Origin of the sequence: Bifidobacterium stellenboschense, assembly GCF_000741785.1 — a bacterium.
Lineage (GTDB): Bacteria > Actinomycetota > Actinomycetes > Actinomycetales > Bifidobacteriaceae > Bifidobacterium > Bifidobacterium stellenboschense.
Map to the genome: position 1 here is coordinate 1 of NZ_JGZP01000018.1, position 26,863 is coordinate 26,863.

General features: G+C 65.0%; 16 protein-coding genes. 10 read left to right on the forward strand and 6 right to left on the reverse strand.

Annotation, left to right across the window (positions count from 1 at the left end; genetic code table 11):
- Positions 1 to 371: 371 nt before the first annotated feature.
- The 7 genes from BSTEL_RS09025 (at position 372) to BSTEL_RS09050 (ending at position 10,424) form a co-directional block, all read left to right on the forward strand.
- Positions 372 to 3,653, forward strand: a complete 3,282-nt coding sequence (locus BSTEL_RS09025) for an immunoglobulin-like domain-containing protein (RefSeq protein ID WP_034529801.1) — start codon at positions 372 to 374, stop codon at positions 3,651 to 3,653.
- A 662-nt stretch (positions 3,654 to 4,315) separates the two neighbouring features.
- Positions 4,316 to 5,281, forward strand: a complete 966-nt coding sequence (locus BSTEL_RS09030) for a Gfo/Idh/MocA family protein (RefSeq protein WP_202962084.1) — start codon at positions 4,316 to 4,318, stop codon at positions 5,279 to 5,281.
- Positions 5,282 to 5,525: 244 nt separating this feature from the next.
- Positions 5,526 to 7,079, forward strand: a complete 1,554-nt coding sequence (locus BSTEL_RS09035) for an ATP-binding protein (RefSeq protein ID WP_238567685.1) — start codon at positions 5,526 to 5,528, stop codon at positions 7,077 to 7,079.
- Between the two features lie 86 nt (positions 7,080 to 7,165).
- On the forward strand, positions 7,166 to 8,503 hold the full coding sequence (locus BSTEL_RS09040; RefSeq protein WP_034529806.1) for a sensor histidine kinase: 1,338 nt from the start codon (positions 7,166 to 7,168) through the stop codon (positions 8,501 to 8,503).
- Positions 8,500 to 9,126, forward strand: coding sequence for a response regulator (locus BSTEL_RS11545; protein WP_051923028.1), 627 nt, complete (start codon positions 8,500 to 8,502; stop codon positions 9,124 to 9,126). Before BSTEL_RS09040 ends, BSTEL_RS11545 begins: the two co-directional genes overlap by 4 nt.
- Before the next feature lie 26 nt (positions 9,127 to 9,152).
- Complete coding sequence (locus BSTEL_RS11905; RefSeq protein ID WP_084686234.1) at positions 9,153 to 9,311, forward strand: helix-turn-helix domain-containing protein; 159 nt, start codon at positions 9,153 to 9,155, stop codon at positions 9,309 to 9,311.
- Between the two features lie 117 nt (positions 9,312 to 9,428).
- A complete protein-coding gene (locus BSTEL_RS09050; RefSeq protein WP_034529808.1) occupies positions 9,429 to 10,424 on the forward strand; it encodes a virulence RhuM family protein in 996 nt (331 codons plus the stop codon).
- Between the two features lie 99 nt (positions 10,425 to 10,523).
- On the opposite strand, the gene BSTEL_RS09055 is transcribed toward BSTEL_RS09050, so the two are convergent.
- Entirely contained in the window at positions 10,524 to 12,011 is a 1,488-nt protein-coding gene (locus BSTEL_RS09055) for an amino acid permease (RefSeq protein WP_156963256.1), read from the reverse strand.
- Positions 12,012 to 12,205: 194 nt separating this feature from the next.
- Here BSTEL_RS09055 and BSTEL_RS09060 point away from each other — a divergent pair, with 194 nt between their 5' ends.
- A complete protein-coding gene (locus BSTEL_RS09060; protein ID WP_034529814.1) occupies positions 12,206 to 15,334 on the forward strand; it encodes an FtsX-like permease family protein in 3,129 nt (1,042 codons plus the stop codon).
- Here BSTEL_RS09060 and BSTEL_RS09065 read toward each other — a convergent pair.
- From BSTEL_RS09065 to BSTEL_RS09085, 5 genes are all read right to left on the reverse strand, one after another.
- Positions 15,318 to 16,511 (reverse strand): glycosyltransferase family 2 protein, encoded by a 1,194-nt coding sequence (locus BSTEL_RS09065; protein ID WP_084686235.1) that lies wholly within the window; start codon positions 16,509 to 16,511, stop codon positions 15,318 to 15,320. The genes BSTEL_RS09060 and BSTEL_RS09065 overlap by 17 nt on opposite strands.
- 251 nt (positions 16,512 to 16,762) lie before the next feature.
- A complete protein-coding gene (locus tag BSTEL_RS11550; protein WP_051923030.1) occupies positions 16,763 to 17,278 on the reverse strand; it encodes a hypothetical protein in 516 nt (171 codons plus the stop codon).
- A 315-nt stretch (positions 17,279 to 17,593) separates the two neighbouring features.
- The gene (locus BSTEL_RS09075) at positions 17,594 to 18,772 is read right to left on the reverse strand and encodes an FAD:protein FMN transferase (RefSeq protein WP_034529816.1); all 1,179 of its coding nucleotides are present in this window, start codon (positions 18,770 to 18,772) and stop codon (positions 17,594 to 17,596) included.
- Between the two features lie 55 nt (positions 18,773 to 18,827).
- The gene (locus BSTEL_RS09080) at positions 18,828 to 22,070 is read right to left on the reverse strand and encodes an RCC1 domain-containing protein (RefSeq protein ID WP_034529818.1); all 3,243 of its coding nucleotides are present in this window, start codon (positions 22,068 to 22,070) and stop codon (positions 18,828 to 18,830) included.
- Positions 22,071 to 22,072: 2 nt separating this feature from the next.
- Positions 22,073 to 22,810, reverse strand: a complete 738-nt coding sequence (locus BSTEL_RS09085; RefSeq protein WP_156963257.1) for a hypothetical protein — start codon at positions 22,808 to 22,810, stop codon at positions 22,073 to 22,075.
- A 458-nt stretch (positions 22,811 to 23,268) separates the two neighbouring features.
- Between BSTEL_RS09085 and BSTEL_RS09090 the strand changes: the two genes are divergently transcribed.
- Together BSTEL_RS09090 and BSTEL_RS09095 are read left to right on the forward strand one after the other, a co-directional pair.
- Positions 23,269 to 24,648 (forward strand): MFS transporter, encoded by a 1,380-nt coding sequence (locus BSTEL_RS09090; RefSeq protein ID WP_034529822.1) that lies wholly within the window; start codon positions 23,269 to 23,271, stop codon positions 24,646 to 24,648.
- 481 nt (positions 24,649 to 25,129) lie between these two features.
- On the forward strand, positions 25,130 to 26,839 hold the full coding sequence (locus tag BSTEL_RS09095) for an FTR1 family iron permease (protein WP_238567686.1): 1,710 nt from the start codon (positions 25,130 to 25,132) through the stop codon (positions 26,837 to 26,839).
- The last annotated feature ends 24 nt before the right edge of the window (positions 26,840 to 26,863 follow it).

Consider the following 26,863-nt stretch of genomic DNA (forward strand, 5'->3'; position numbering starts at 1 on the left):
CTGACTGGGGGTGGTTCCACGGGGATGCACCTCGGGCGACCACCCCCACCCGGCTTCGCCGGGAGCCCCCGCCAGCGGGGGCGGGTATGGACTCCGGCTCCGCCGGGAGCCCTCCGGGCCCTGCAACTGCAGACGGCCTACGGCCGACCTCACATCAGCTCGCTGCCGCTCGCCTTCGCCTACGGAGAACCCACCGGGTTCTCCGCTTCACGGCTCAGCCCGCCAGCGGGGGCGAGGGTAGGGGGCCCGCTGACAGCCCACCTGACAGCCCTGCTGACGGGGCCCTCTCACCAGCGGGGGCGCAACCGCCCTTCCGCTTCGCGGGAGCCCCCATCACTTAATCATCAACGATTCCCTACCGAAGGAGCATTATGGGGACGTGGAAAAGGAAGACCATCGGTCTTGTGGCGAGCGTCGCCACGCTGGCCGCCGGTCTCATGCTGCCGATGACGGCGGTCGCGGCGGACGGCACGACAAGCAACGTGCCGCAGCCGCTCATCCATTATTCATTCGACGCCGCGCCAAGCGGCAACGGCAAGACCATCGCGAACGAAGGCACCGCGGCGAACAGCGACGCCACCCTGAACGGCGACGCGACCTTCGCGAACGGCCAGATCAACCTGACCGGGTCACAGTCCATCCAAGTTCCGACCACCGCGATCAAGGACCAGAAGGACGTGACCGTCTCCATCTGGCTGAAGAACAACTACGGCAACGGCAACGTCGCCGCCGCGTACATCGGCAACGGCGCGACGAAGAACGGCTACTTCCTGCTCAATCCGGCGAACCCGTCCGGCTACGTGAAGTCCGTGATGACCACCGCCACCGCGGCCGCCCCGAACACCAGCCCGTGGGGCACCGAAGTCGGCCCCGCCGCGACCAACGCCGCCACCACCGGCGCGAAGGCGACGAACGCGCTCGCGCTCTACACCACCGTGATCGACGGCACCGACGGCACGATGAGCGTCTACCTGAACGGCCAGCCGGTCGGCGACACGACGTACACGATCCCCGCCGGCGGCCTCACGAACTACGGCGACCTCGTCGCCTACATCGCGAAATCCTCCTACGCCGATCCGAACACGAAGATCGACGTCGACGATTACGCGGTCTACGGCACCGCGCTCACCGCGGACGACGTCGCCGGACTCTACAGCGTCGAAGCGCTCGACAAGGCCGGCGCGGCCGTCGCCGCCGCCGTGCCGTCGAGCGCGACGGAGGACTTCACGCTGCCGGTCGCCACCGCCGGCGCGACCGTCGCGTGGAAGTCCGACAGCGCGGCCATCGTCGTCGACGACGCGACCGGCAAGGCGACCGTCACGCGTCCTGCCGCGACCGCGGGCGACGCGACGGTGACGCTCACCGCGACGTTCACGCTCGACGGCGCGACCAAGACCGCGACGTACACGGTGACCGTGCCGAAGCAGCCGTCGGACGGCGACAAGGCGCAGGCCGACCTCGACGCGATCGCCATCGAAAGCGCGGACGACGTGCGTTCCAACATCTCCCTGCCCGTGACCGGCGGCAACGGTTCGACGATCGCCTGGGAGGTGACGGGCGGCAAGGACGTCGCCGCCGTCGGCAAGGTGACGGACAAGCGTTTCGTCACGATCGACGTGAAGCGCCCCGCCGCCGGCAAGAAGGCCGCGAGCGTGACGCTCAAGGCGACCGTGACGAACGGCGCGGCCACGCTGACCAAGGACTACACGATCGAGATCCAGCCGATGCCGGCCGCCGAGGAGAAGGACGAGGCCTACGTGTGGGCGTTCTTCACCGGTGAGGGCGCGGGCGCCGAGAAGATCAGCCTCGCCGCCTCCAAGGGCAACGACGCGCTCGACTGGAACACGCTCAACGGCGGACAGCCGCTGTTCACCTCCGAATTCGGCGAGAAGGGCCTGCGCGACCCGTTCATCATCCGTTCGAAGGACGGCGACAAGTTCTACATGCTCGCCACCGACCTCAAGATCGCGGGCCGCGCCGGCGGCTTCGACTCCGGCCAGCGCAACGGCTCCCGCTACATCGAGGTGTGGAAATCCGACGACCTCGTCAACTGGACGAAGCAGTCGCACGTGAAGGTGAGCTCCGACTACGCGGGCAACACGTGGGCGCCCGAAGCGTACTGGGACGAGGAGATCGGCAAGTACGTCGTCTACTGGGCGTCGAACATGTACGACACCACCGACGACAGCCTCTCCGTGCGCACGCACGTCACCTACAACCAGATGATCTATGTCACCACCGACGACTTCGTTCACTTCTCCGACCCGAAGGCGTGGGTGAACGTGAACCAGGGCCAGGGCAAGGGCATGATCGACGCGACCATCGCCAAGGAGAACGGCGTCTACTACCGCTTCTACAAGGACGAATCGCAGATGAGGATCCGCGAGGAGAAGTCCACCGAACTGCTCGCCACGATCGGCTCGGACACCACGCCCGGCATGCTGCCGAAGACCCCGGGGCTCGCGGCCTCGAACCAGTGGACGCTCGTCAAGGAGAACATCGGCAACGGCCAGAACAACCAGTACGGCGGCACGTTCACCAGCGGCGAAGGCCCGTCCGTGTTCCCCGCGAACGACGGCGACGTGAACTTCGCGAACGGCGACTCCCACTGGTACCTGTTCATCGACCAGCCGAGCTACCACGGCGGCCCGAACCACTACATCGGCTTCAAGGTCAACGACCTCGCCACCGGTGACGTGACCTCCGTCAAGTACAAGAACCTGCCCACCAACGCGGACGGCGGCAAGCCGCGCCACGGCACCGTCGTGCCGGTGACGCGCGCCCAGTACCAGAAGGTGCTGGAGTCGTACGCCCCGGCCGTGGCCGTCAAGTCCGTGGGTGCGTTGGGCGCCGTCGAGACGACGGTCGGTGAGGACCCGACCGCCAAGCTGCCGGCGACCGTGCACCTCACGCATGCGGACGGCTCCGAGGCCGATGTCGATGTGAAGTGGAATGCGGTTGACGCCAAGGATTATGCGAAGACCGGCACGTTCACCGTGAAGGGCGTCGCGCAGGACGACTCCCGCATGCCGGTCGAGGCGACCGTGACCGTCAACGGCATCGACATCTCCGGCGCTGTGGTGAAGCTCGCGCAGACCGAGTACACGGCCGACGGCGCCGCCAAGGAGCCCGCGGTCGAATCGGTGACGCTCGCCGACGGTGTTACGGTGCTCGGGGCCGGTGACTACACCGTGGCCTACGCGGACAACGTCGAGCCGGGCACCGCCACCGTGACCGTGACCGGCGCGGGCAAGTACTCGGGTACGGTGAAGGCCACGTTCACGATCAAGCCGGGCGAGGCGGTCGCGGATAAGAGCGAACTGCAGAAGCTCTACGACCAGGTCAAGGGCTACAAGGAGAGCGACTACCAGTCCGGCTGGGCCGCCTTCGCCGCCGCCCGCGACAAGGCATACCAGGTGCTGCAGAGCGGCACCGCCACCAAGGACGAGGTGTCCGCGGCCCTGGCCGACCTCAAGGCCGCCTCCGGCGGGCTGGTCAAGAAGTCCGCCCCGAACAAGGGCAGCGGTTCCGCTGGTGTCGGCGGTAGCGGCCTGTCCGCCACCGGTTCCGCCGTGACGGGCGTGGCGGTGTTCGCCGTGGTGGCGCTGGCCGCCGGCATCGCCCTGACGGCCCGCCGCAAGCGCCGCGCTTAGCGGACGGTTGTATTTCCGCCCCCGCTGGCGGGGGCTGTCGGCCGCAGGCCGACTGGGGGTGGTCCACGGGTTCGCATCTCGAGCGGCCACCCCCACCCGGCTTCGCCGGGAGCCCCCGCCAGCGGGGGCGAACCCTTTCCCGGTGTCCCCCGATTCTTTCTAGCGTCCCGGAATCCGGAGTGCTTCCCATTGCTCCGGATTCCGGGACGCTGACTTGTTTTCAGCGGCGTTTTGTCGGGAAACGAACCGCCATCTCCCGACAACGGGACGGTGAGTCTAGGTGAGCGTCCCCGATTCGGGAGCAGTGGGCTCGTTTCCCGACAACAGGACGCTTCGAGGCAATATGGAGTGGGCGGTGGGGCGGATGGACTGACGTGGGTGTGTGATGGGCTGACTTGGGCTTTGCGGTGGACCGAACTTGGGTGCGATGGGATGGGCCGGGTGTGGCGATGGCCCGATGTGGGTGTGGCGATGGGCTGGCTCGGATGTTGCGATGGGCTGACTCGGGTGTTGCAATGGGATGGACTTGGGTGGGGCGGTGGACTGACTTGGGTGTTGCGGTGGGCTGGGTATGGTGACGGGATAGGGTGACGCGGCAATGGGCGCGGGTACAATCGGGGCGTAATCATCCGCAGGCAACCATCGACGTGGAAGGAACCGACATGCGCGAACTCAAGTGGGCGACGCTGGGATGCGGCGTCATCGCCAACCAACTCGAACAGGCGCTGGAACAGAGCGGACGCAAGTTGTACGCGGTCGCGAACCGCACGCACGCGAAGGGCGTCGCGTTCGCCGAGAAATACGGCATCGGTAAGGTCTACGACGAGATCGACGACGTGTTCGCCGATCCGGACGTGGACGTCATCTACATCTCCACACCGCACAACACGCACATCGGATTCCTGCGCAAGGCGCTCGCCGCCGGAAAGCACGTGCTGTGCGAGAAATCCATCACGCTCAACTCCGGCGAACTCGACGAGGCGATCGCGCTCGCCGAAGCGAACCACGTGCTGCTCGCCGAGGCGATGACCCTCTACCACATGCCGCTGTACCGCGAACTCGACCGGATCATCGCGGGCGGCGAACTCGGCAAGGTCAAGCTCATCCAGATGAACTTCGGCTCCTACAAGGAGTACGACATGGCCAACCGCTTCTTCAACCGCAATCTCGCGGGCGGTGCGATGCTCGACATCGGCGTGTACGCGCTCTCCTGCATGCGCTGGTTCATGAGTTCCAAGCCCGACCGGATCGTCTCGCAGGTCAAGGCCGCGCCCACCGGCGTGGACGAGCAGGCCGGCATCCTCCTGACCAACCCGGACGGCAGATGGCCACGATCACGCTGTCGCTGCACGCGAAGCAGCCGAAGCGCGGCACCATCGCGTTCGAGAACGGCTATGTGGAGATCTTCGACTATCCGCGCGGCGAACGCGCCACGATCCACGACACGACCGGCGCGGTGGTGCGCGAGGTCGAGGCGGGCGATACCGCGCACGCGCTCGCCTACGAGGTGGCGGACATGGAGGCCGCAATCGCCGCGTACGAGGCGGGCCGGTCCGGGGAGATTCCGGCCGATGAGGCCGCCGCGAAGGTCGAAGGCCTCCTGCACCTCGGTTACACGCGCGACGTGATGGACATGATGACCGAGATCCGCCGCGACCAATGGCACATGACCTACCCCGAGGAGGAGTAGGGGAACCCGGTCGGTTCGCTCCCGAATTGTGTGGCTCGCTCCTTGGTTTTCGCGGTCGGGTCCACGGTCTATGCGATTCACTTCCGAATAATCACGGTTCATTCCGGGGTTTGTCGCACTATTCCGTGGCAAACCCCGGAGTGAACCGTGATGGTTGCGGAGCAAGCCGTGACGGTAACGGAGTGAGTCGTTCCGATGAGGGCGCGCCTCCACGGCACTTGTTATTGCATCGCGATTATTATAATCACGCTACAATAAATCGTGATTATAATAATCGCGCACAATGCCGGTGCCATAGGAGGGGGCGGAGCATGACGTTCATCGGTCGCGTCGATGATCTGGAACAGCTCAATGACTGCTACAAGGCTCGCAGGGCGCAACTCGTCTTCGTATATGGGCGCAGGCGCGTAGGGAAGACAGCGACGCTCGTCCGCTTCTCCCAAGACAAGGAGACCATATTCTTCGCGGCGCAGAACGCTACGAAAGAGGAACAACTCGCCTCGTTCTCCCGTCTGATGTTCGAAGCGGGCGCCCCGGGCAAGGATTATCTCAGCCAATATCCATCGTGGGAGCGCGCGTTGTCCGAGCTGGTCAAGCTGCCCGAACCCGCCGATGGAAGCCGCCGACTCGTCGTGTTCGACGAATTCCCATATTTGGTCAAATCCGATCCGTCGTTGCCGTCGGTGCTGCAGAATCTGTGGGATCATACATTGCGCGATGCGAACCTGATGATCGTGATCTGCGGCAGCGCGATGAGCTTCATGGAAAAGGAGTTGCTGGCGGAGAAATCGCCATTGTACGGCCGCGCGACCGGCGTTCTGAGAATCAACCCGATGCCCTACTGGGACGCGGTGCGGTTCCTTCCCGACTACAGCGCCGAAGACAAGGCGCTCGCCTACGCGATACTAGGCGGTATTCCACGGTATCTCGAAGAATTCGATCCCGACATGAGCGTGGCCGAAAACGTCAAACGGCATATCCTCAGGCGTATCGCCCCTTTGTATAGCGAGGTCGAGTTCCTGCTGCACGAGGAATTACGCGAGACGGCGAAATACAACAGCGTGATTCGGGCGATAGCCCTCGGTGCCACGTCGTTGAACGAAATCGCCACGCATACGATGATGCCGGGTGCCACGGTCTCGTCGTATCTGGGCAACCTGATGGAGCTGGGCATCGTGGAGCGTGAGTTCCCGGTCACGGCGAAACTCAAGGAGCTTGCGAAAGGCACGCGTGGACTGTATCAACTGAGCGACAACTTCTTCCGATTCTGGTATGCGTTCGTGTTCCCCTATCGTTCCGAGCTGGAACGAGGCGACGTGGACGGCGTGTATGAGCGGCATATCGAACCCGTTCTGCATGATTTCGCCGGCAAACCTTTCGAAGGGATATGCCGCGAATGGCTGTGGCGCGAAAGCATCGCCGGACGATTGCCGTTCCGCGCCCGTGCGGTGGGGCGTTGGTGGGATCGCAAGGATGAGATCGACGTGATGGCGGTGGACGCGACCGGTTCCAAGTCGATTGTCGGCGAATGTAAATTCCGCAACACCGCGATGGATGGAGGCGTACTGAATCTGCTACGTGCGCGTGCGGCTCGTACGGGAATCGAGCCGCAACTGTCCGTCCTGTTCTCGCTAGGTGGCTTCGATCGCGGTCTCTCCGATATGGCCGCCGCCGAGCCGTCGTCACTGCGTCTCGTCGGCATTGACGATTTGTTCCGCGAGGTCAACACGCGTTGACCGAAAGCGGTAGACATGGTCCGGTGCCGGATTCGCGGCCGTAGGCTGGGAAGCGTAATCGCACGGCGACATGAGAGGAGCGGACCATGACGGCGAAACGAGGCGGTTCCGGCGGCGATGCGGGCGGCGGTGTTCGGCGTGGCGACGGGAACGGAGACGGTCGCGGTGGTGGCGGTGTGGACGGAGACCGGGGTGGCGGCATCGCCGCGGTCGGGCGGCGCGTCCGCGAGATCTTGGGATGGAGGTGCTGGACGATTCCGATCGCGCTGGCGGCGCTGGCGCTGTCCGCATCGCAGTGGCGCGTCGAACTGATGGGTGTGCAGGATTGGGCATGGCCCAAACTGCTGATGCAGCTCGTCATCGTCGCGTCGACCGCGCTGTTCGCGGTCGTGCCATCCGCCTCCAGCGTACTGACCATCGCGGCCTATTCGATTGACGTGCTGCTGCCAGACCCGTATCTGGAATCGAACGGATGGTGCCTCGCCATCGCGCTCGGATACATCGCCTACCGGGCGCGCGTGCCGCTCACCATCGGCGTGCTCGGCTATCTCATCGGGATGAAATGGCTGGAGATGACGGCGTGGAGCGGCGGTCTTGCACTGAACATGCTGGTGCCGCTCAACTCGACGTATATCGCCGCCGTCATCATAGGGCTGATGGCGCGCCGGCAGACCGAACTCGCCGCATTGCGCCGGCAGGCGATGCGCATGAGGCAAGTCGAGCGCAACCTCGACGTCGCCCACCAGCTGCATGACGCCACCAGCGGCGAACTCACCTCCATCAGTCTGATGGCGCGGCTCGGCATACAGGACGCCGCATCGGAACGGCAGCGCGAACTGTTCGCCGACATCGTGGCGCGCGCGGGCGAGGCACTGGAGCATGTGCACCGCATCATCCGCATCCTCGCGGAGGATGGCGGCTCTCGTGAGGCTGGCGGCGATGCGCGTGGGGAAAGCGGCGTGCGCGCGGACGGTGGTGGCGTTGAAGGTGAATTGGGGGAGAGCGGGGACTCCGGTGCGGGCCGCGTCGGGGACAGGATTACGGGGACCGGCGACACCGCCGATATGGTCGCTGCGGTGCTGCGCGAACTGACGGCGAACATCGCCCGATACGGTGGCGAGGGCGGCAGATGCTACACGTTGGACGTCGACGCGTCCGGTCGGGGCGTGGACATCGTGCAGACCAATCCGATGGATGGTGTTGGGAACATCGATGAATCGGGGAATCCGTCGGGCATAGGTGCCGGCTGGGGTGGAAGCGTTGACCAGAATATCGTCGGGACTCCGGTCGCATTGCCTCAGGGGCATGGGCTCGCATTGCTGCAACATCGTGTCGAGGCGTGTGGCGGCGTCATGACGGTGTCGGCGGAAGCCGGAGTGTGGCGGGTGCGGGTCCACGTGCCGTTTGCGGGGGCTGAGAGATGAGCGTCATCACCATCGGGATCGTCGACAACGACGTCATCACCGTGAAGGCGCTCGCCGCATTGCTTGAACGCAACGACGATTTTCATGTCATCTGGACCGCGTCGTCGGGGCGGCAGACCATTGTCAACTGCCTTGAGGACGAACGCTGGCCGGACGTGCTGCTCGTCGACGCGGAACTCGGCGACGACCTCGGCACGGAGGTGTGCCGTCGGCTGCGCGCCGGCAACGGGGCATGTGCGATGCTCGTCATCACCGCGTACCCGCCCGAACGCTACCGGCGCGACGCCGCGCGCGCCGGTGCGCAGGGCATCGTCGGCAAGGCCGACTATCCGTGGTTGGAACGGGCCATCCGGTTCGTCCATGCCGGCCGCGTGTTCGCCGTGCCGACGCCGCGGCGGGAGGGTGCCGATATGGGAAATGCCAACGTGGGACAGCTCTTCGACAGCGGCAGGGTACCGCGGTGGGAAGGTGCAGGCATCGGAGGTGTCGATGACTTGGGCGAAGCGACGATGCGCGGTTCCTGTCGCCGCGGGAGGCGCAGCGGCGGTTGCTTGCGCGGCTCGGCCGATCCGCTGGTGTCGGTGCGGCCGGTGCGGGTGCGGCCTCTCCCGCATCGCGGTTGAGCTTTCAGGAATCGCAGGTGTTGGCGATGTCGGCGGATGGATTGACGCAGAACGAGATCGCCGACCGGCTCGACATCACCCCGGCGAGCGTGCGCACGCATTCGATGCGCGCCCGCCGCAAGCTCGGCGCCGCCACCCTCACCCAAGCCGTGGTCCAATGGCTGCGTCAGATCGGGCGGCGGTAGTGGCGCGGAAGCGGCCGCGATGTCTGGTGCGTCGGCGTGCCCTCACGAACAACATGATAATATCTTTATCGATATTAATTGATGGTGTCGTGCAGAGGTGGATGAAAGGAGACTGCAATGGATGCCGAAGCGAACATCGTGCTGTATCAGGACGGCGACCGCAATGTACAGGTGCAGATGCGGTACGAGGATGAGACGTTCTGGATGACGCAGAAAGCCATGGCGGAGCTGTTCGATGTGACGGTTCCAAATATTTCGTATCATCTGAAAGGCATTTATGATTCCGGGGAGTTGGAGCCGGAACGAACTGTTAAAGATTTTCTAATAGTTCGTCAGGAGGGTTCCCGCAAGGTTTCGCGCACGGTGGCGTTCTACAATCTCGATGCCATCATCGCGGTCGGATATCGCGTGAACAGCATGAAGGCCACGCGGTTCCGTCAATGGGCCACGAAGACTCTGCGTGAGTACATCATCAAGGGGTTCGTGCTCAACGACGACATGTTGAAGAACGGTCGTCCGTTCGGCGAGGACTACTTCGACGAGTTGCTGCGACGTATCCGCGACATCCGTGCAAGCGAACGTCGCTTCTACCAGAAGATCACGGACCTGTTCCAGGACATCAGCGTGGACTATGACCCGAAAAGCCAGGAGGCGCGCGATTTCTTCGCCAATGTGCAGAATCGGTTCCATTACGCGGTAAGTGGCCATACGGCGGCTGAAATCATCAACGATCGTGTGGATGCGGACAAGCCGCACATGGGATTGACCACGTGGAAAGGGTCGCCGGAAGGGCGCATCCATTCCTCCGACGTCACGGTGGCGAAGAACTACCTGAGCGAAGAGGAGCTTGACCATCTCAACCAGTTGGTGTCTGGTTTCCTTGATGCGGCCGAATTGCGTGTGCGCAATCATCAGACCACCACGATGGCGCAATGCGTGGAATTGTGTAACCAGTACATCATGTTCACCGGCGGGCAGGCATTGCAAGGCAAAGGGAAGGTGAGCCGCAAACAGGCCGACGCCAAAGCCATGGCCGAGTTCTGTCGGTTCAACGACTCCCAGATGTCCGATTTCGATGTGTTCGTGCAGGAGGTGGAACGCAAGGCCCGTTGAATGGGTGAGTTTCTGTTGGTCGAATATGCGAAACGGGGTGCCGGCGGTCGTGCCGGCACCCCGTTGATTCTCACGGAACCACGCGGATGGCTCCTACCTCTACTTCTTCGCCTGGGTGAGCTGGTAGGCGACGAAGAGGATCGCGAGCCAGATCACGCCGGCGATGACGGCGACGTGGTAGCTGGGGGAGAAGCACATGAGCACCACGACCAGCGCGAGGAACGCGAGCACCACCCACGGCGTCACCTTCGCGAACGGCAGCTTGAAGTGGATCGCGGCCAGCGCCTTGGCGCCCGACTTGCCCGCCAGATCGGTGTCGTCCGGCGCGCCGCCGGCGGCGACCACGCGGCGGAACTTCATTTCGGTGACCATGATCATCGTCCAGTTGATGATGCCGGCGATCGTGGCGATCGACATCAGGTAGTTGAACGCGAACTCGGGCCACACGAACACGACGACCACGGCGATCGCGGTGATCACCGCGGAGGTGAGCACGCCGGCCACCGGCACGCCGTGCTTGTTCAGCTTGCCGAGGTAGGCGGGCGCGTTGCCCTGCTTAGCCAGCGAGTACAGCATGCGGGAGTTCGCGTACAGACCGGAGTTGTAGACGCTCATCACGGCGGTCAGGCACACGAAGTTGAGGATGCCGGCGGCCGCGTGCACGCCCACCGAATCGAAGATCTGCACGAACGGGCTGGACTTGCCGTCGATCTGGTTCCACGGCACCACGGCCATGATCACGCCGAGCGCGCCGATGTAGAACACGAGGATGCGCCAGATGATGTCGTTCGTGGCGCGTGGAATCGTGGTCTTCGGATCCTCCGTCTCGCCGGCCGTGATGCCGATGAGCTCGGTGCCGCCGAAGCTGAACATGACGACGACGAGCGCCATCAGCAGGCCAGTCCACGAGCCGTCCTTCGCCTGACCCATCAGGCCGTTCGGGAAGAACCCGCCGCCCACGGTGAACCAGTTCGCGAACGTCGCCTTCGCGCCCGACTCGGTCGGCAGCGCGAACACGATCACCGCGAGACCGCCCAGGATCATCGCGATCACGGCCACGATCTTGATGATCGCGAACCAGAACTCGAACTCGCCGAACTTGCTCACGCCGAGCAGGTTCGCCGCGCAGATCACCACGAGGAACACGGCCGCCGACACCCACGTCGGAATCGCCGGGAACCAGTAGTTCACGAAGCTGCCCACCACGGCCAGCTCCACCATCGACACGAGGATGTAGTTGAACCAGTAGTTCCAGCCGGAGATGAATCCGGCGCGCTTCGACCAGTAGCGGGTCGCGTAGTAGCTGAACGCGCCGGCCTTCGGATCCTCGACCGACATCTCGGACAGCGCGCGCACGATCATGAAGATCGCGAGACCGCCGATCAGGTAGGCGAGCAGGATCGACGGGCCGGCCAGCGCGATCGACTCGCTCGAGCCGTAGAACAGGCCCGTGCCGATCGCGCCGCCCAGCGCGATCAGCTGGATGTGGCGGTTCTTCAACGATTTGCGCAGCGTCGCGGGCACCGGCACGTCGTCGGTTTCGCGCGGCTTCGTGGCCGTGTTCCCGGCCTTGTTCTCGGAAGCCATATGTTCTTCTCTCTCTTGTCTCATATCTCACGTCGTGTCTCACGGGCGGTTCCGCCGCCCGCCCATCGCGGGAGACCTTGTGGGCCGTGCGCGATGGTTCGCAACCACGGTATTGTATGCCGTTTCCCCACGGCGATTGCGTTTGCGTCCGCGGACCGGCGCGAAGACAATGGAAGATGACAAGGAGGTGCGTGATGTCGAAGGCGTTTCTCAAGGACATGCTGCGCTGCTGGCGGCGGTCATGGAAGCGGTTCGCCTCCATCGCGCTGATCACCCTGCTCGGCGTGGCCGTGCTCACCGGCATCTACGCGGGCTGCCGCGACGCGTTCCTCGCCGCCGGACGCTTCTACGAATCGCAGGGACTGCATGACATCCAGATCGTCTCCACCGCGGGCCTCACCGACGACGACGTGGCCGCGCTGCGCAAGGTGCGGGGCGTGGAATCGGTGCAGGCGGAGCGTTCGAGGAACGTGACCGTAACCGTGCGCGGCTCGGATAAGACAGCGGTGATTCGCGAGATCGGAGAAACCGGCGGCGGCGCAGCCGCCCTCGACCGCCCATACCTCACGGAAGGCCGGCTGCCGAAGAAGACGGGCGAAATCGCCGTCACGAAGAAGTTCCTCAACGACAGCGGCCTCAAGGTGGGCGGCCGGTTCACCGTCGATTCGGAAGAGATGGAATCGACCGATTCAATCGATTCGACCGATTCCGCCAAGGATTCCAGCCAATCCGCCGATTCCACGTCCCGGTCCGCGAGTCCCCGCACGAAGCTCACCATCACCGGGGTGGTCATCGACCCGCGGGATCTCGCCAATCCGGACGGCTACGCCTCGAAGAACGCCTTCCGTTCCACCGCCTCCGACGACTACGCGTTCTTCGCCCCAGCGGGCGGCACGACCGGTAATGCAACCAACAGCGTGACCGGTAATGCACCTAACAGCGAGACCGCAGACACAACCGACAGCACAGCCACCGCCCCCGACGACATCTACACATCGATCAGCCTGCGCATCACCGGCGCCGCCGACCTCGACACATTCTCCGACGGCTACGACACCGCCGTGCGCACGGTCGCCGACCGCATTGAAACCAAGATCCAGTCCAAGCGCGAGAAGGCCCGCCGTCAACAGCTCACCGATGCGGCCCAGGCGAAACTCGATAAGGCCCGCGCCGAGACCGAACAGCGTTTCGCGGACGCCCAAGCCCGACTCGACCAGCAACGTGCGCAGTTCGACGCCCAAGTTGATGGATTGGCGGCGCAATCTGCAGGGTCGGCGACCCAACCTGTGGAATCCGCGACCCAACCTGCAGACCATTCCACCCAACCTGCATACGACCCCGCAGTAGTCAGGCAATCCGTCATCGCGAAAAGCCCGGAATTGCAACAAGTCCAATCCCAGCTCGACCAGGCGCAAGCGGACCTCACCATACAGAAGGAGGCCGCGATCCAGCACATAACAGACCAAACCATACAGGTAACCTCCCAGATTCCGCAGGTTCGCTGGTATGTGACCACGCGCTCCGACATCGGCGGCTTCAGCGCCTTCAAATCGGACATGACCTCGATTGAATCGATCGGCCGCGCGTTCCCGGTCGTGTTCCTGCTCGTCGCCGTGTTGATGAGCCTGACCACGATGGCCCGCATGGTCGAGGAGGACCGCGGCCTTATCGGCACCTACCTCGGTCTCGGCTACAAAGGAATCGCCGTCGCCTCCCGCTACCTGCTGTTCGCGTTGCTCGCCTGCCTGATCGGCGGCGGGCTCGGCCTGATCGCCGGATTCCTCGGCATCCCCGCGTTCCTGCTCGTCGTGATCGAAGGCCTGTACACGCTGCCCGGCGCACGCCTCGAATACGACTGGTTGTACGGCACGGCCGGCATCGCCCTGTTCGTGGTCGGCGTGCTCGCCGCCACCGCGTTCGCCTGCCGCCGCGACATCCGCCACATGCCCGCCGAACTGATGCGTCCGAAAGCCCCGAAGGCCGGCGCACGTATCCTCCTCGAACGCATCCGCCCTGTTTGGCGCCGCATGGGCTTCCTCAACAAGGTGACCGCGCGCAACATCTTCCGTTTCAAGTCGCGTCTCGTGATGACGGTCGGCGGCGTGGCCGGCTGCACCGCGCTCATCCTGTGCGGGCTCGCCATCAACGACACGGTCGCCGCGATCGGCCCGAAACAGTACGACGGCATCTACCGGTACGACCTGATGGCCGTCTCCGCCGACGCCGACGCTCCCGCCCTGCGCGCGCGACTCGACAAGGACGGCAAAACCACGGCGACGCTGCGCATCCGCGTCGAAAACGGCGAGCTGTCGACCGCCGCCGCGTCGCCCGCGAAGTCCTCCGCCTCCAGCGAGACGATCCAGCTCATCGTCGTCCCCGAACGTTCGCTGAAACGCCTCAACACGATGATCGACCTGCGCGAGGCGAGCGACAGCGACCTCTACCGCTACAGCGGCGGCATGTTCGGCCGTTCCGGCGGCGGCGAGGTCACGCTCGACGACTCCGGCGCGATCGTCAGCCAGTCCGCGGCGAACGCGCTCGGCGTGCACGCGGGCGACACGGTCACGCTGCGCGGCGGCGACCTGACGCGCGCGAAGACGCGCGTCGCCGCCGTCACGCGCAGCCTCGTCGGCTCGGACGTGTACGTGAGCGAGTCACTGTACCAGCGTCTGTTCGGTGATTCGGGCGATTCCGATGATTCCGCCGATTCCGGCACGACGACCGACAGCACTGGCAGCACCGGCAACTCCACTGATTCCAAGGATTCCGCCGCCGCCACCCCCGTCTGGAACGCCGTCTACGCGAAACTCACAGGCGACGCCGCCGCCCAGACCGCCTACGTCGACAAACTCGCCGACGATCCCGCTGTCGTCAGCGCGGTCGGTACCGCCGAACTCGCCGACGGCTTCTCCTTCGACCTGATGGGTGCGGTCGTCGCCCTGATCGTCGGACTCGCGGGTGCGCTCTGCCTTGTCGTGCTGTTCACGCTCGCGAACACGAACATCTCCGAACGCGTGCGCGAGATGGCGACGCTCAAGGTGCTCGGATTCCGCAGGCGTGAGATCCACCAGTACGTGAACCGCGAGATGCGCGTGCTCACGTGGATGGGCGTGGCGGTCGGGCTGCCGCTCGGCCGCTGGATCGGCGGCCTCCTCACCGCGGCGCTCGGCATGCCGTCCCTGTATTTCGAAGTGGATCTGCGCCCGACCAGCTATCTCGCGGCCGCGTTCGTGACGCTCGTCTTCGCCGAGTTCGTCGCGTGGCTCACCAAGCCGGTGCTCGACCGCATCGACCCGGTCGGCGCGCTCAAGAGCGTGGAGTAGTGTCGCCCGCGTCCGGCACGTCGTCGTCCGCCGCGCCGGACACCTCATCCTCCCCATCGTCGTCGATGTGTACGTCCGCCGTCGTCCACGGCTTCCGGTCGCGTTTGAGCAGGTCCGCGCGCATCCAGTACGCGCGATGCTCCAACCGCCGGATCAGCTGCGTGGCCGTGCACCTGACGCGCTGCGCCGGCGTGAGCCGCCCGGCCAGCCGCGCCAACGTGAGCAGGTCCTCCTGATACGCCGCGCGATGCGCCTCACGTACCTCCGGATCCATGCCCGGCGCGTCGAAATCCTCCGCCATCGCCTCCGCGTCGCACGCGCTCGACATCGTGTAGTAGCTGCGCGCCGGCAACACGCCGTGCTCCATCGCCAGGTCGAAGTTGTGCGCGGCGGCGACCGCCTGATCGTGCTGGTAGTCGAACTCGCGTTCCGGCGGCACGTCGCCCTCATGCTGCAGCTGGTGGTAGAGCGTCACGTCGATGTCGGCGACCTTGCCCGCGCGCCGGTACAGTTCGCCGGACACCATCGGCACGTGCGCGCGCGTGCCCTCCGGGAACCGCAGTCCCTCCCACAGGTCGCTCCGGTACAGCCGGCCCCAGCAGGAATCGTTGAAATACCGGGCTTCCGTGTTGCGTCCGAATTCGGTGCCGACGAGTCGCAGACTCTTGCAGAACACGTTCTGGTACGCCTTGAGCGCGTCGGTGAGCACGGTCACGCGTTCCGGCTCGCGCGCGCCTTCCGCCGTGGCCTCCGCCACGTCGTACAGTCGCGCGACGCCGAACTGCTTCCAGCGCGCCTTCGCGATGTCGGCGCCGGTGCGCAGCGCGGCGTGCAGCAGCAGTTCGACGTACCGGCGGTCGAGGATGTCGTCGCTGTTGACGAACGTCACCCACTCGCCGCGCGCGGCGTCGAGACCCGCGTTGCGGGCCTGCGCCGCGCCGGCGTGTGTCTGGTGGATGACGGTCACGTGGTCGTCGCGCAGCGTGTATTCGTCGAGGATGGCGGCGCTCGAGTCGTCGGAGCCGTCGTCGACGAGGATGATGTCGAGCCGCGGATACGATTGCCGGAGGATCGAGTCGACGCAGTAGCGCACGTAATCCTCGGTGTCGTACACGGGCACGATGACGGAGACCAATGGGGTGGTCCGCGGCGTGCCCGGCGGCGTGGTCAACAGCATGTGAAGTGTGGTCCCTGGCTTTCTGTGGTCCGTTTTTATCGGCTCCAGTATGGCACGGGGACGCTGAATGTCCGCTGGATGGCTCCGGGTCTTACACGACCATCACGTTCCATCGGGGCGCGGGATGAGGGGATTCCACGTGACGCGGGCGTTTCCGCCCGTTTTACCGTAGACGAACATGGGCCCGCACACGGCTGGTGTGCGGGCCCATGGGGATGTGGGCGCATCGGGTGCGCCCGCGCTCTTCGTGGTTATTCGGCGTCCGCGCCGAGGGCCTTCGCGGCGGCGTCGAGGCCGCTGGTCGCGTTGCGCAGATCGTCCGCATAGTCGCGGATCGCGGCGATCGCCTCGTCCACGTCCTGCTGGGAGCCGTCGGTCGGGCAGGTGGGCGCGTCGCCCAGCCCGTCGACCTCGGCCTGCGCGGCCTTGAGCGCCTTGAGCTGCGCGGCGTCGGTCTTGCCGTCGGCGTTCTTGACGGCCTCGTCGGCCTCCGCCTTCACGGTCTTGAGCGCATCCTGATGCGCCTTGAGCGCGGTGATCTGCGTCTCGCAGTTCTCCACGGATTCGGCGCTCGCCTTGCCGCCGCCCCACGTGAACGCGAACGTGGCGATCGAGGCGATCACGACCACGATGGCCACGATGATGCCGATGCGCATGTCCTTCTTCGTGCACGGGGCCGGGGTCTCGGGGGCGGTGGTGCCGGCCGCGGTGCTTGCGGTGCTGGTGGTGTCAGGGGTGTCGGTGGCGTGCTGCTGGTCGTTCGTCATCTCCGCTCCTTCGTGCGTGTGCCCGTGTGATGTGGTGATTGGTTCGTACTCGATGTGACGGGCTTGGCGTTTGGCTTGGCGCGCCTGCCCGTTGCCGTCGTCGCCCGCGGATTTCCGCCGTCTTCGGCGAATCAGGCCGGAACGATTCTACTCACGCGCCGGCGCTGCGCAATCGTGATGGGCCGATTGCCCAAAATCCGCGGAAAACCGTGAGACGGCAGAGGCGCGAAGGCGAAACGGGCGGTGGGTATGGGCACCGGGATCGGGCGGTTGGACTATGCGGCGGACAGGGGCGGACGGGCTGGACAGAGTGTGCTATGCGGTGAACAGCGTGCCGGGGAACCCGCCGGAGACGACGGCCGTGCGGTCGGCCTTGAGCACGGCGCACTCGAACGTGAGTCCCGGGTGGAGCGCTGCCAGCCGCGCGTGCAGCGTGTTCGGATCGGCGACGAACAGCGCGGTCGCCAGTCCGTCGGCCAACGCGGTCGGGTAGGCGCGAAGCGCGGCAGGAGCGGGGTGCGCCGCGGTGCCGTCCGTCTTGCGGGAATCATGGTCTGTGTCCGTGTCCGCGGCCGGCACGGACACCCACGTCGCGGCCACGTCGTCGACCGGCAGTCCGTCGATCGCGTTGAGCAGATGATGGACCGTCACCGTCGTGCGCTCGTCGGGCGTGGTCGCCGTCCAGCGGCGGCGGCTCGGCGCGCTCGCGCAGAACGCGCCGCGGGTGACGTTCGCCGTGCCGACCGCGCGGGAATCGTCGGACGGGTCTTCGAGGGCGATGGCGACGGGCACGGGGGAATCGAGGAGGAGGTCGCCGCCGGCGTCGATGACGAAATCCGAGATGGCTGCGAGACGAGCGGCGATGAGGTCGACGAGGTAGCCTTTGCCACAGGCCCCGAAATCGAGGGAGACCGGGCGGCGGGTGACGAGCGTCGTGCCGTGATCGCCGGTGCGCGTCACGTCCTCGCGCCACGTCGGGCGGCCATGGATCGCGCCGAGCGCGCCGCCGCTCGTGCCGGGGAACAGGGTGAACGAGTAGCGGGCGTCGTAGCCGAGACGGATGAGGTCCTCGCCGACGCACGGGTCGATGGCGCCGTCCGTCGCCTCGCACAACAGATCGTAGAGGTCGAACAGCGGGCCCGCCCAATCGGGGAACGTGAACGCGCCGCCGTGCTCCGCGCGGCGCATCCTGGACACGAGGGAACCGGTGCGGAACCGCGATAGGGCGGACTCATACTGGTCGATGAACTCGTCGATCTCGTCATAGACGCCGGGGGAGGCCATGAGATCGGTAAGACTGAGGTTGCTGAGCAGGCCGTCGATACCGGTTCCGGATCGCACCGATGCGTCCAGCATGGCGACGACATCGGGGTTGGGCGACACCTCCTCGTACCGTCCGTCATCGATTTCCTTGGCCGACTGCACGATGATTCCGGTGCCCAGGGCGCGCGGGAAGGCCATCGTGTGCGGCATGCGTTCGGCGAGTGACGTCATACCGCCCATTGTAGGTGGATGGTCCGGTGGGTTTCACGTTCCCGGATCATCCACCTCACTTGGCATTGACGTCAACCCCCTTGATGATGGTGCCGGCGGATTTGATGGGTGTGTAGGGCGCCGCGCTGGAATCCTGCTTCGTCACGAAGTCAAGGCGCTGCACCTTGCCGTTGCTCAACACCACATGATGATGCGCGAGACGTGAGCCGTTCGAGATTCCGGCGACCTTCTTCGGCCTGTTCCACGAGGGGTCCGTCCCCTCGCCCGAACCCCACGTCCACACGGTGCCATCGGTTTTGAGCGCATAGGTGAGACGGCCGCCGAAACTCATCTTCACATCACGTACGTCATCCATCACCTTGACGGGCGTATCCTTATGGGAATCGCATGTGCCGTCGCCGATAGCGCCGGAATATTCGTCGCCGTCATCCGAGCTCGCGGCTGCGCATGCGCCCTTGTTGGAGCTCCAGCCCCACAGGGAGCCGTTCTCGTCCAGTGCGTACTTGGTGTCCGTGCCGTCCTGGCCCATGTCGTTGTCCGAATAGACCATGCGGATGTCCGACAATCCATCGATCTTGCTCGCGGTCACGAGGGAGCCGTCGTAGCTGAGCGTCCAGACGCCCCCGCTCTCGTCGATCAGCGCGCCGCCGCCCTCATAGGTGTTCAGCAACGCCACGTCGTCGGGTGCGCCGTCGACCGGTTCCACCGGCGCGTCGGCGGGATCGCAGTCGCCGTAATCGCACACCGTCTGCACGACGGAACCGTCATCCTGCAACGCGATCAGGGACATGCCGCTTCGCGCGGAGATCGCCTTCACGCCGCGCAACGATTCGAACCGCACAGGTTCGGTCATCGTATCGCCCATCGACGTGGAGTACCGTTTGCCCCATGTCCATACGGTGCCGTCGTTCTGTAGCGCGAAATAGGTGCCGCAGGCGATGGAGACCTGCTTCACGTCATCCATGCCGATGACCTTCGCCGGAACATCGGTGCCGGAGTAGGTGTCCGCGCCCGAATACGTCTCATGCACGCCCGTGCCGAGCGAGCTCACGCCGCACAACGAGGAACTGGAACCCCACGCCCACAGCTGACCGGACTCGTCCACCGCGTAGCGTGCCGGCGAGTTGTCGCCGTAGACCGCCGAGATCTTCGGCAGCCCCTTCACCGTGACGCCGGGGCCGTCGGCCGCATAGTCGCCGTGCGTATCCCACTGTTTGACGGTGCCGTCACGCTCCAGGGCCAGCGCGTAGCTGCCCTCGCCTCGGGTGTAGGGGAAGTCGGAGGCGTCGAGCACGCCGCCCTGATCGAACGGATTCACGGTGATGGACTTCTTCGACTTCTTGCCGGTGCCGCCGTCACCGGAATCGTCTCCGTCACCGGAATCGTCTCCGTCGCCGTACTCGCGGATCGTGCCGCCGTACTTGAGCAGTTTGCGGTCGGGGCCAGCGTACAGCCGCGTGCGCAGCGGGCCGGCCCGGTAGGAGTCGTTGTAGAAGCGCGAGAAATCGGTGCGCAGTTCGATTGCGCCGTCATAGCCGGCGGACGCCCAGGAGCTCGGCGAGGTGAGCAACGTCGCCGTCATGCGCAGCTGCCGCGCCCGTTGCGCCCACTGCTTCGGAATCGCCGACCCATCGAACTTGCGGTTGACCTTGTCCCTATCCAGGTCGGTCAGACCGCCGCTGGAGCTGTTCATGCCGAGATAATACTCATGCCGGCGCAGACCATACAGCAGATCGTAGAAGCGCATCATCGCACGCACCGCCAGCAGATAATACGTGCGCGTGAGCGCGACCTCCTCCATGTCCACATCGCTTTGCGCGCGCAGGCAGTTCGCCCAATGTCTGCCCGCCTCGGCATAGGCGATCGTCGCGATGTTGATGAGCTGATTGGCGGTGGTGCCGTCGTCGCCCGCCTTGAGGAACTCCTTGAGCCCCGGTGTGAACGACGCCGTGGTGAGCGCCAGCTTGTATCCGCCCATGACCGCGTTCGCATACGGGATCTTGCCGGTCACATAGTCGGCGGCCTTGCCGGCGAGTTTGTCGTTGACCTGTTCCTTCACATATTCTTGCAACGGCTTGCGCGAGGCGTCCGCCATCTTCTTCGCGCGTTTCTTGTAGTTGGCGACGAGCTTGCGGGAATCCTTGTCGGCGAGCGAGCTCTCATCGACCTTCCGGAGGGCGTCGAGTTGGGCGAGATAGCTGGACGAGACGCTGCCCGCCGTGTCCATCGCGTTGAGATAGGAGAGCATGCCGCCCACCGCGGTGCCCGCCTTGTCCATGCCATTCGTGATCGTGTCGAGCTTCTCGGCCCGGTACGCCTGCTTCTCGGTCAGTTTCCTGCGCATGATGCCGACGCTGCCCGACTCCGTGACCGCCGTGATGCGCTTGTCCGCCTCCGTCGCCAGCTCGCCCATGTTCGCCGCATCCAGTCCGGCTTGGATATACGAGTTGCTGTTCGTGTAGAACGTACCGACGTCGTTGATGGAATCGTGCCATGTCCGCTCATCCGACTTCTCGTCCGCGGGCACCGCGGAAAACTCGTCGGTGAGCAGTGATTCGAACGCCATATCGGCGGCCTTTTCGCTGTACGTGGTACCGAGTCCGGGCACCAGCATGGAGACGTCGAAATGGTTGAGTGCGAAGACGAACGTGTACATGCCGCTGTAGTCGGCGTCGTCCGGATCGCTGGTCTCGTCGCCGCCGTTGAGCATCGCGCTCGCGGATGCCACGTCGGAACCAAGTTCGTCGAAGTCCTCCATCATCGTCCAGAACGTCGCCTTCGGGGCGTCAATGATGAGCAGCGACTCGTCGGCGTTCATCGTCCACCCCGCGTTCGCAAGATACAGCGCCTGCTCCAATGGCAGCAGCACGCCCAGCTCCTCCGTCTCCAACGTGCGCATGGGGAAGCTGTCCTGCACGATCGGGATCCGTTCGACGCCGTCATCGGTGCTGCTTGTGAGATACACGTTCGCATAGCCGAGCCGGCGCGACACCTCGATTGTGTACCATCCGCGCCGGAACGTGATCGTCATCGGCGTGACGATCACATCCATGCCGGTCGCGGTCGCGATGTCGGAGGGCTTCGCGTAGATGTACGCGTTATTGACGATGCCCACGTCCATCGTGTGCAGGTCCGCGGCCGAGTCAAGCATCGCGCCGACGTTCAGTGTCGCGATGGAGATGTTGTCGATGCCGTTCGTCGAAGCCGTCGCGACCGGGGCGGCGACGGTGAGCACGGCGACGAGCGCGGCGAGCGCGGCGCGCAGCATCAGACGGAGTCGGCGTTGTGAGTGTCTCATGGTCACTGCCCGTCCGATTCGTTGGCGTCGTTCGTGCCGCTGCCGTTTGTGCCGTCGTTCGCGGGATTCGCCGCGTACTCGGGGAATCCACCGAGCAACGCGTTCGACAGGTCGGCGGTCATCCGCACCTTCCAATCGCCGTCGTGTTCGACGAGTTGCATGTCGACCTCGTACCGCTTCGTGGGCGCGTTCGTGGCAGAGAGTTTGTCGTTGAACAGTTTCGTCGCCTGCTGTTCTGCCTTGCGTGCGTCGGCACCCTGGCCTGATCCCGCCTTCGCCGCCGCTTCGGCATACTTGTCCATGAACGCCTTATCCGTGGCGATCCGCGCGAAATCCACGTTGGTGATGGTCGCCTTGATCGTGCATGTGCCCGAACAGGTGAGTCCCTTGCCGTGCAGATCGTAGGAGAGATGCGTGCGCATCGGCGCGGTCATGCCGCCAAGCGAGACCTTGCCGCCGGTGCCGTTCGCCGCGAGCAGGTTCGTGACGGTCGTTTCGTCGCCGTTACGATAGGCGTCGAGGAATTCGATGGCGGCACCGGAAGGACCATGTACGGTGCGCGACCGGTAGAGCAGCCATCCGTCCACCGCCAGCAGCACGACGATCACGGCGACTATGGCGGCGATGATGCGTTTCGCGGGGCGTCGTTTCGTGCGGGTCGGCGTCGATGTTGGCGTTGATACGGTCGTCGAGGTGGTCGTCGGTGCGGTCCGTTGCGCGGGGAGGGGAACTTGCGGCACCGGGGGCCGCGGTGTTGGGGACTGTGGTGCCGGCGGCTGCGGTGCTCGGGGTTGTGGTGTTTGGGACCGTGGACGTGCGGGGAACGGGGGTTGGATGTTGCGCTGATCGACCATGATGCGCTTCCTTAGCGTCGGCTCGTCTTCTCGTGACTCCCATTATAGGGGCGCGTTATGGGTCGCACGGGACTGAGGGCTGTCGAGGCGCGCGGAGGGTGGGGTGGGGATTGTGGTTCCTCCCGCTGGCGGGAGGGGGCACGTAGTGCCGGAGGGTGGTCGGTGGCGGCCCGTCACCTTCCCGCGGGACCACCCCCAGTCGGCTTCGCCGACAGCCCCCGCCGGCGGGGGCGGAGTCATGGCGCGAGGATGCGTGGCCAAACGGATGCGCGGCGGCCCCCGCCGGCGGGGGCGGTGTCGGTGCTAGGATTGACGCGGTGTCAATGAGGTCACGGAGGTTGCATATGACGGATGACGCTGTACGGGTCAAGGACCTGCCCACCCCGAAGATCTGGGCGTTCGCGGTCGGGCAGTTCGGCTGGGCGCTGCTGAGCGGCATCATCTCGAACTGGCTCGTCTACTTCTATCAGCCGGACAACGAGACCATCGCCCAAGGCCAGACCGTGTTCGTGCCGCAGGGACTCGCCGTGCTCGGCGTCGTCACCGTGGTGGGCGGCATCACCGCGTTCGCCCGCTTCTTCGACGCGTTCATCGACCCGGCCGTCGCCTCCCTCTCCGACCGCTGCGACGCGCGCGCCGGCCGCCGCATGCCGTTCCTCAAGTTCGCGGCCCTCCCGCTCGCGCTCGTCACCGTGCTCGTCTTCTGGAGTCCGGTCAACGGCACGAGTTGGGCGAACGCGGCCGTGCTGTTTGTCACCGTGATTGGCTACTACATCGCGCTTACGTTCTATTGCACGCCGTACAACGCGCTCATCGCCGAGCTCGGCCACGATTCCAAGCAGCAGCTCGCCATCTCCACCGCCATCTCGTTCACGTGGGTGTTCGGCACGGCCGTCGCCTACGTCGCGCCCGTCATCTGGGGCGGATTCGTGCCGACGCTCGGCCGCGTGGATGCGATCCGCGTCACGTTCACGATCATGGCGGCGGTCGCGTTCGTGTGCATGCTCGTGCCGCCGCTCGCCATCCGCGAGAAGGACTACGTCGATTCGCAGCCCACGTCCGAATCGACGGTCGAATCATTGAAGCAGACGTTCGGCGACGGCGAATTCCGCAAGTTCGTCTGCTCCGACGTCGTCTACTGGGTGGCGATCACCACGTTCCAGACCGGCCTGCCGTTCTTCGTGACCTCGCTGCTGAAACTCCCCGAGACCACGACCACCGTCTACTTCGTCTTGATGACCGGCGTCTCCGTGCTGTTCTACGTGCCCGTCAACCTGCTTGCCAATCGGGTGGGCAAGAAGCGGCTGCTGCTCGTCGCGTTCGTGATCTTCACCTGCGCGTTCGCGTTCGCCGGCGCGCTCGGCTCCGGCGCGGTCGCGTTCCTCCCGCCGATGGTGCAGGGCGTGCTGCTGTCGGTCGTGGGTGCGGTGCCGATGGCCGCGTTCGGCATCCTGCCGCAGGCGATCGTCGCCAACATCGCCGACGCCAGTTCGAAGACCACCGGACAGGACCGTCAGGGCATGTTCTATGCGGCACGCACGTTCGCGATGAAAATGGGCCAGTCCGTCGCGATGCTGCTGTTCACCGGCGTCTCCACGATCGGCATGGCGTCCGGCGCCGGCTACCGCATCGCCGCCGTATGCGCCGCGATACTGTGCGGCATCGGCGGCATCGTCTTCGCCTTCTACGACGAGCACAAGGTGCTCTCCGTGCTGGAACATTGACGCCGCGCGATTTTGGTGCGCAAACGGGGCGTTTCGCGCACCAAAATCGCGCGTATGGATGATGGGTCGGTGTGACGTGCTCCCGCCGGCGGGAGCGGGGAGCGACCACCCTCAGTCTCACTGCGTTCGACAGCTCCCGCCGGCGGGAGCAGAAGAGGAGACAGGGCGTGTTCCGCGATGTGGGACGGGCGACGGGCGACGGGTGGGTGCGTTCGCGATGTGAGATGGTGCAAACGCTGTCAGTCGCGGGGAATCGTGGCGAAAATGTGAGGAAACGATGATTTCCGCCGCGGATTCATCGTTATATATGCCGACTACCTCAGAACCCATCAAAAATCAAGACTGTTGTTCCGGGAATTTTTTCTCTATCGTTCTGAAGGATTGCGAAATTAGAGAGGAAGCCTTGGGAATGTCCGCGTTGCTCAACCGTGCTCCGGTGAAGCTCATTGCGCTTGTCGGCGCGCTGATGATGATCGTCGCGATGGCCGTCACGCCGTTCGCCGCCGTCCCGCAGACCGCGCTCGCCGCCGATTCCTCGTCCGGACTGTCCTCCGCCACCAGCGATGCCACGAACTACAAGACGTGGGGCGCCGTCGCCGAGGCGATGGCCGAACAGCTGCAGGACGGCCAGAAGGAGTACGAGGACGGCAACACGTCCGGCGCGACCTCCGACTTCATGGCCGCGTACAACTCGATCTACGTCGCCTCCAACTTCACCGCCGTCGTGAACTCCACAATCGGCGCGGACAAGCAGTCCGCCCAGCAGCAGGCGTTCCAGGACATCCAGAACCTCTCCTACGTGCCCGGCAACAACGACGAGCTCGACCAGAAGATCACCGCGCTCGTCGCCGACCTCGACGCCACCGCGCAGCAGCTCGACGCGAACACCGGGCTCGCCAAGCCGAAGGAGTACGCGAAGGCGCTGCAGGCTCAGCTCGACAAGGAGCGCAAGGAGCTCGACGCCAAAAAGAAGAAGAACCCGGGCAAGGGCAACCGCTCCTGGACCGACGTGGCCAACGAGATGCTCCCGATTCTCGACAACGCGTACAAGGCGTACGAGAAGGGCGACGGTGCCAAGGGCGCCACCCTCGTCAACAACGCGTATTACCAGTACTACGAGAAGCTCGGCTTCGAGAAGAACGTGATGAACGCGATTTCCGGCAACCGCGTCTCGCAGGTCGAATACCAGTTCAAGATGTGCCGTTCGGCGATGAACAAGGGCAAGGATCTGAAGTCCACGAAGAAGCTCGTCGACGACCTCAAGGCCATGCTCGTCAAGGACGCCGGCATCCTCGACGGCGGTGCCGCCGACAAGGAGGGCGGCTTCACGAAGTTCATCACCAGCGCCGTCGGCCAGGCGTTCCTCATCCTCATCCGCGAGGGTCTTGAGGCGCTGCTCGTCGTCGCCGCCGTGATCGCCTACCTCGTCAAGTCCGGCAACAAGCGCTTCACCAAGTGGATCTATCTGGGCGTCGTCGTCGGCCTCGCCGGCTCCGGCATCATCGCCGTGATCTTCACGCTCCTGTTCGGCGGCTCCGGCCCGCAGCAGGAGATCATGGAGGGCGTGTGCGCACTGATCGCCATGGGCATGCTCCTGTGGACCAGCAACTGGATGCTCAACAAGTCGAGCGTCGAGGCGTGGAACCGCTACATCCGCACCAAGACCGAGGCGGCCGTCAAGTCCGTCTCCGAACAGGTCGAGGCCGGCGAGAAGGTGGCGTTCGGCACGATCGTCTCGCTCGCCATGCTGAGCTTCCTCGCCGTGTTCCGCGAGGGCGCCGAGACCGTGATCTTCTACCAGTCCATCTACTCGATGAGCCAGGATTCGAAGGGCATGTGGACGGGCGGCATCGCCGCGGCAGTCGTGCTGGTGATCATCTTCCTGATCATCCGCTTCACCTCCGTGAAGATTCCGATCGGCCCGTTCTTCCTCGTCACGTCGATCCTGATGTCCGTGCTGGTCGTCGTCTTCGCCGGCGGCGGCGTGCACGCGCTCATCGAAGGCGACCTGCTGCCCGCCATCTATCTGGACGGCGTGCCGACGAACGACTGGCTCGGCTTCTACCCGTACGTCGAGTGCATCGTCGCGCAGGTGCTCGCGGCCGTCGCCGTGATCGCGCTGTTCGTGGTCGGCTTCGCCAAGCAGCGCAAGCTCAAGGCGTCCGCCGCGAAGGCCGATTCCACCAAGTAAGACTTTCCCGAGTAATCGATAATT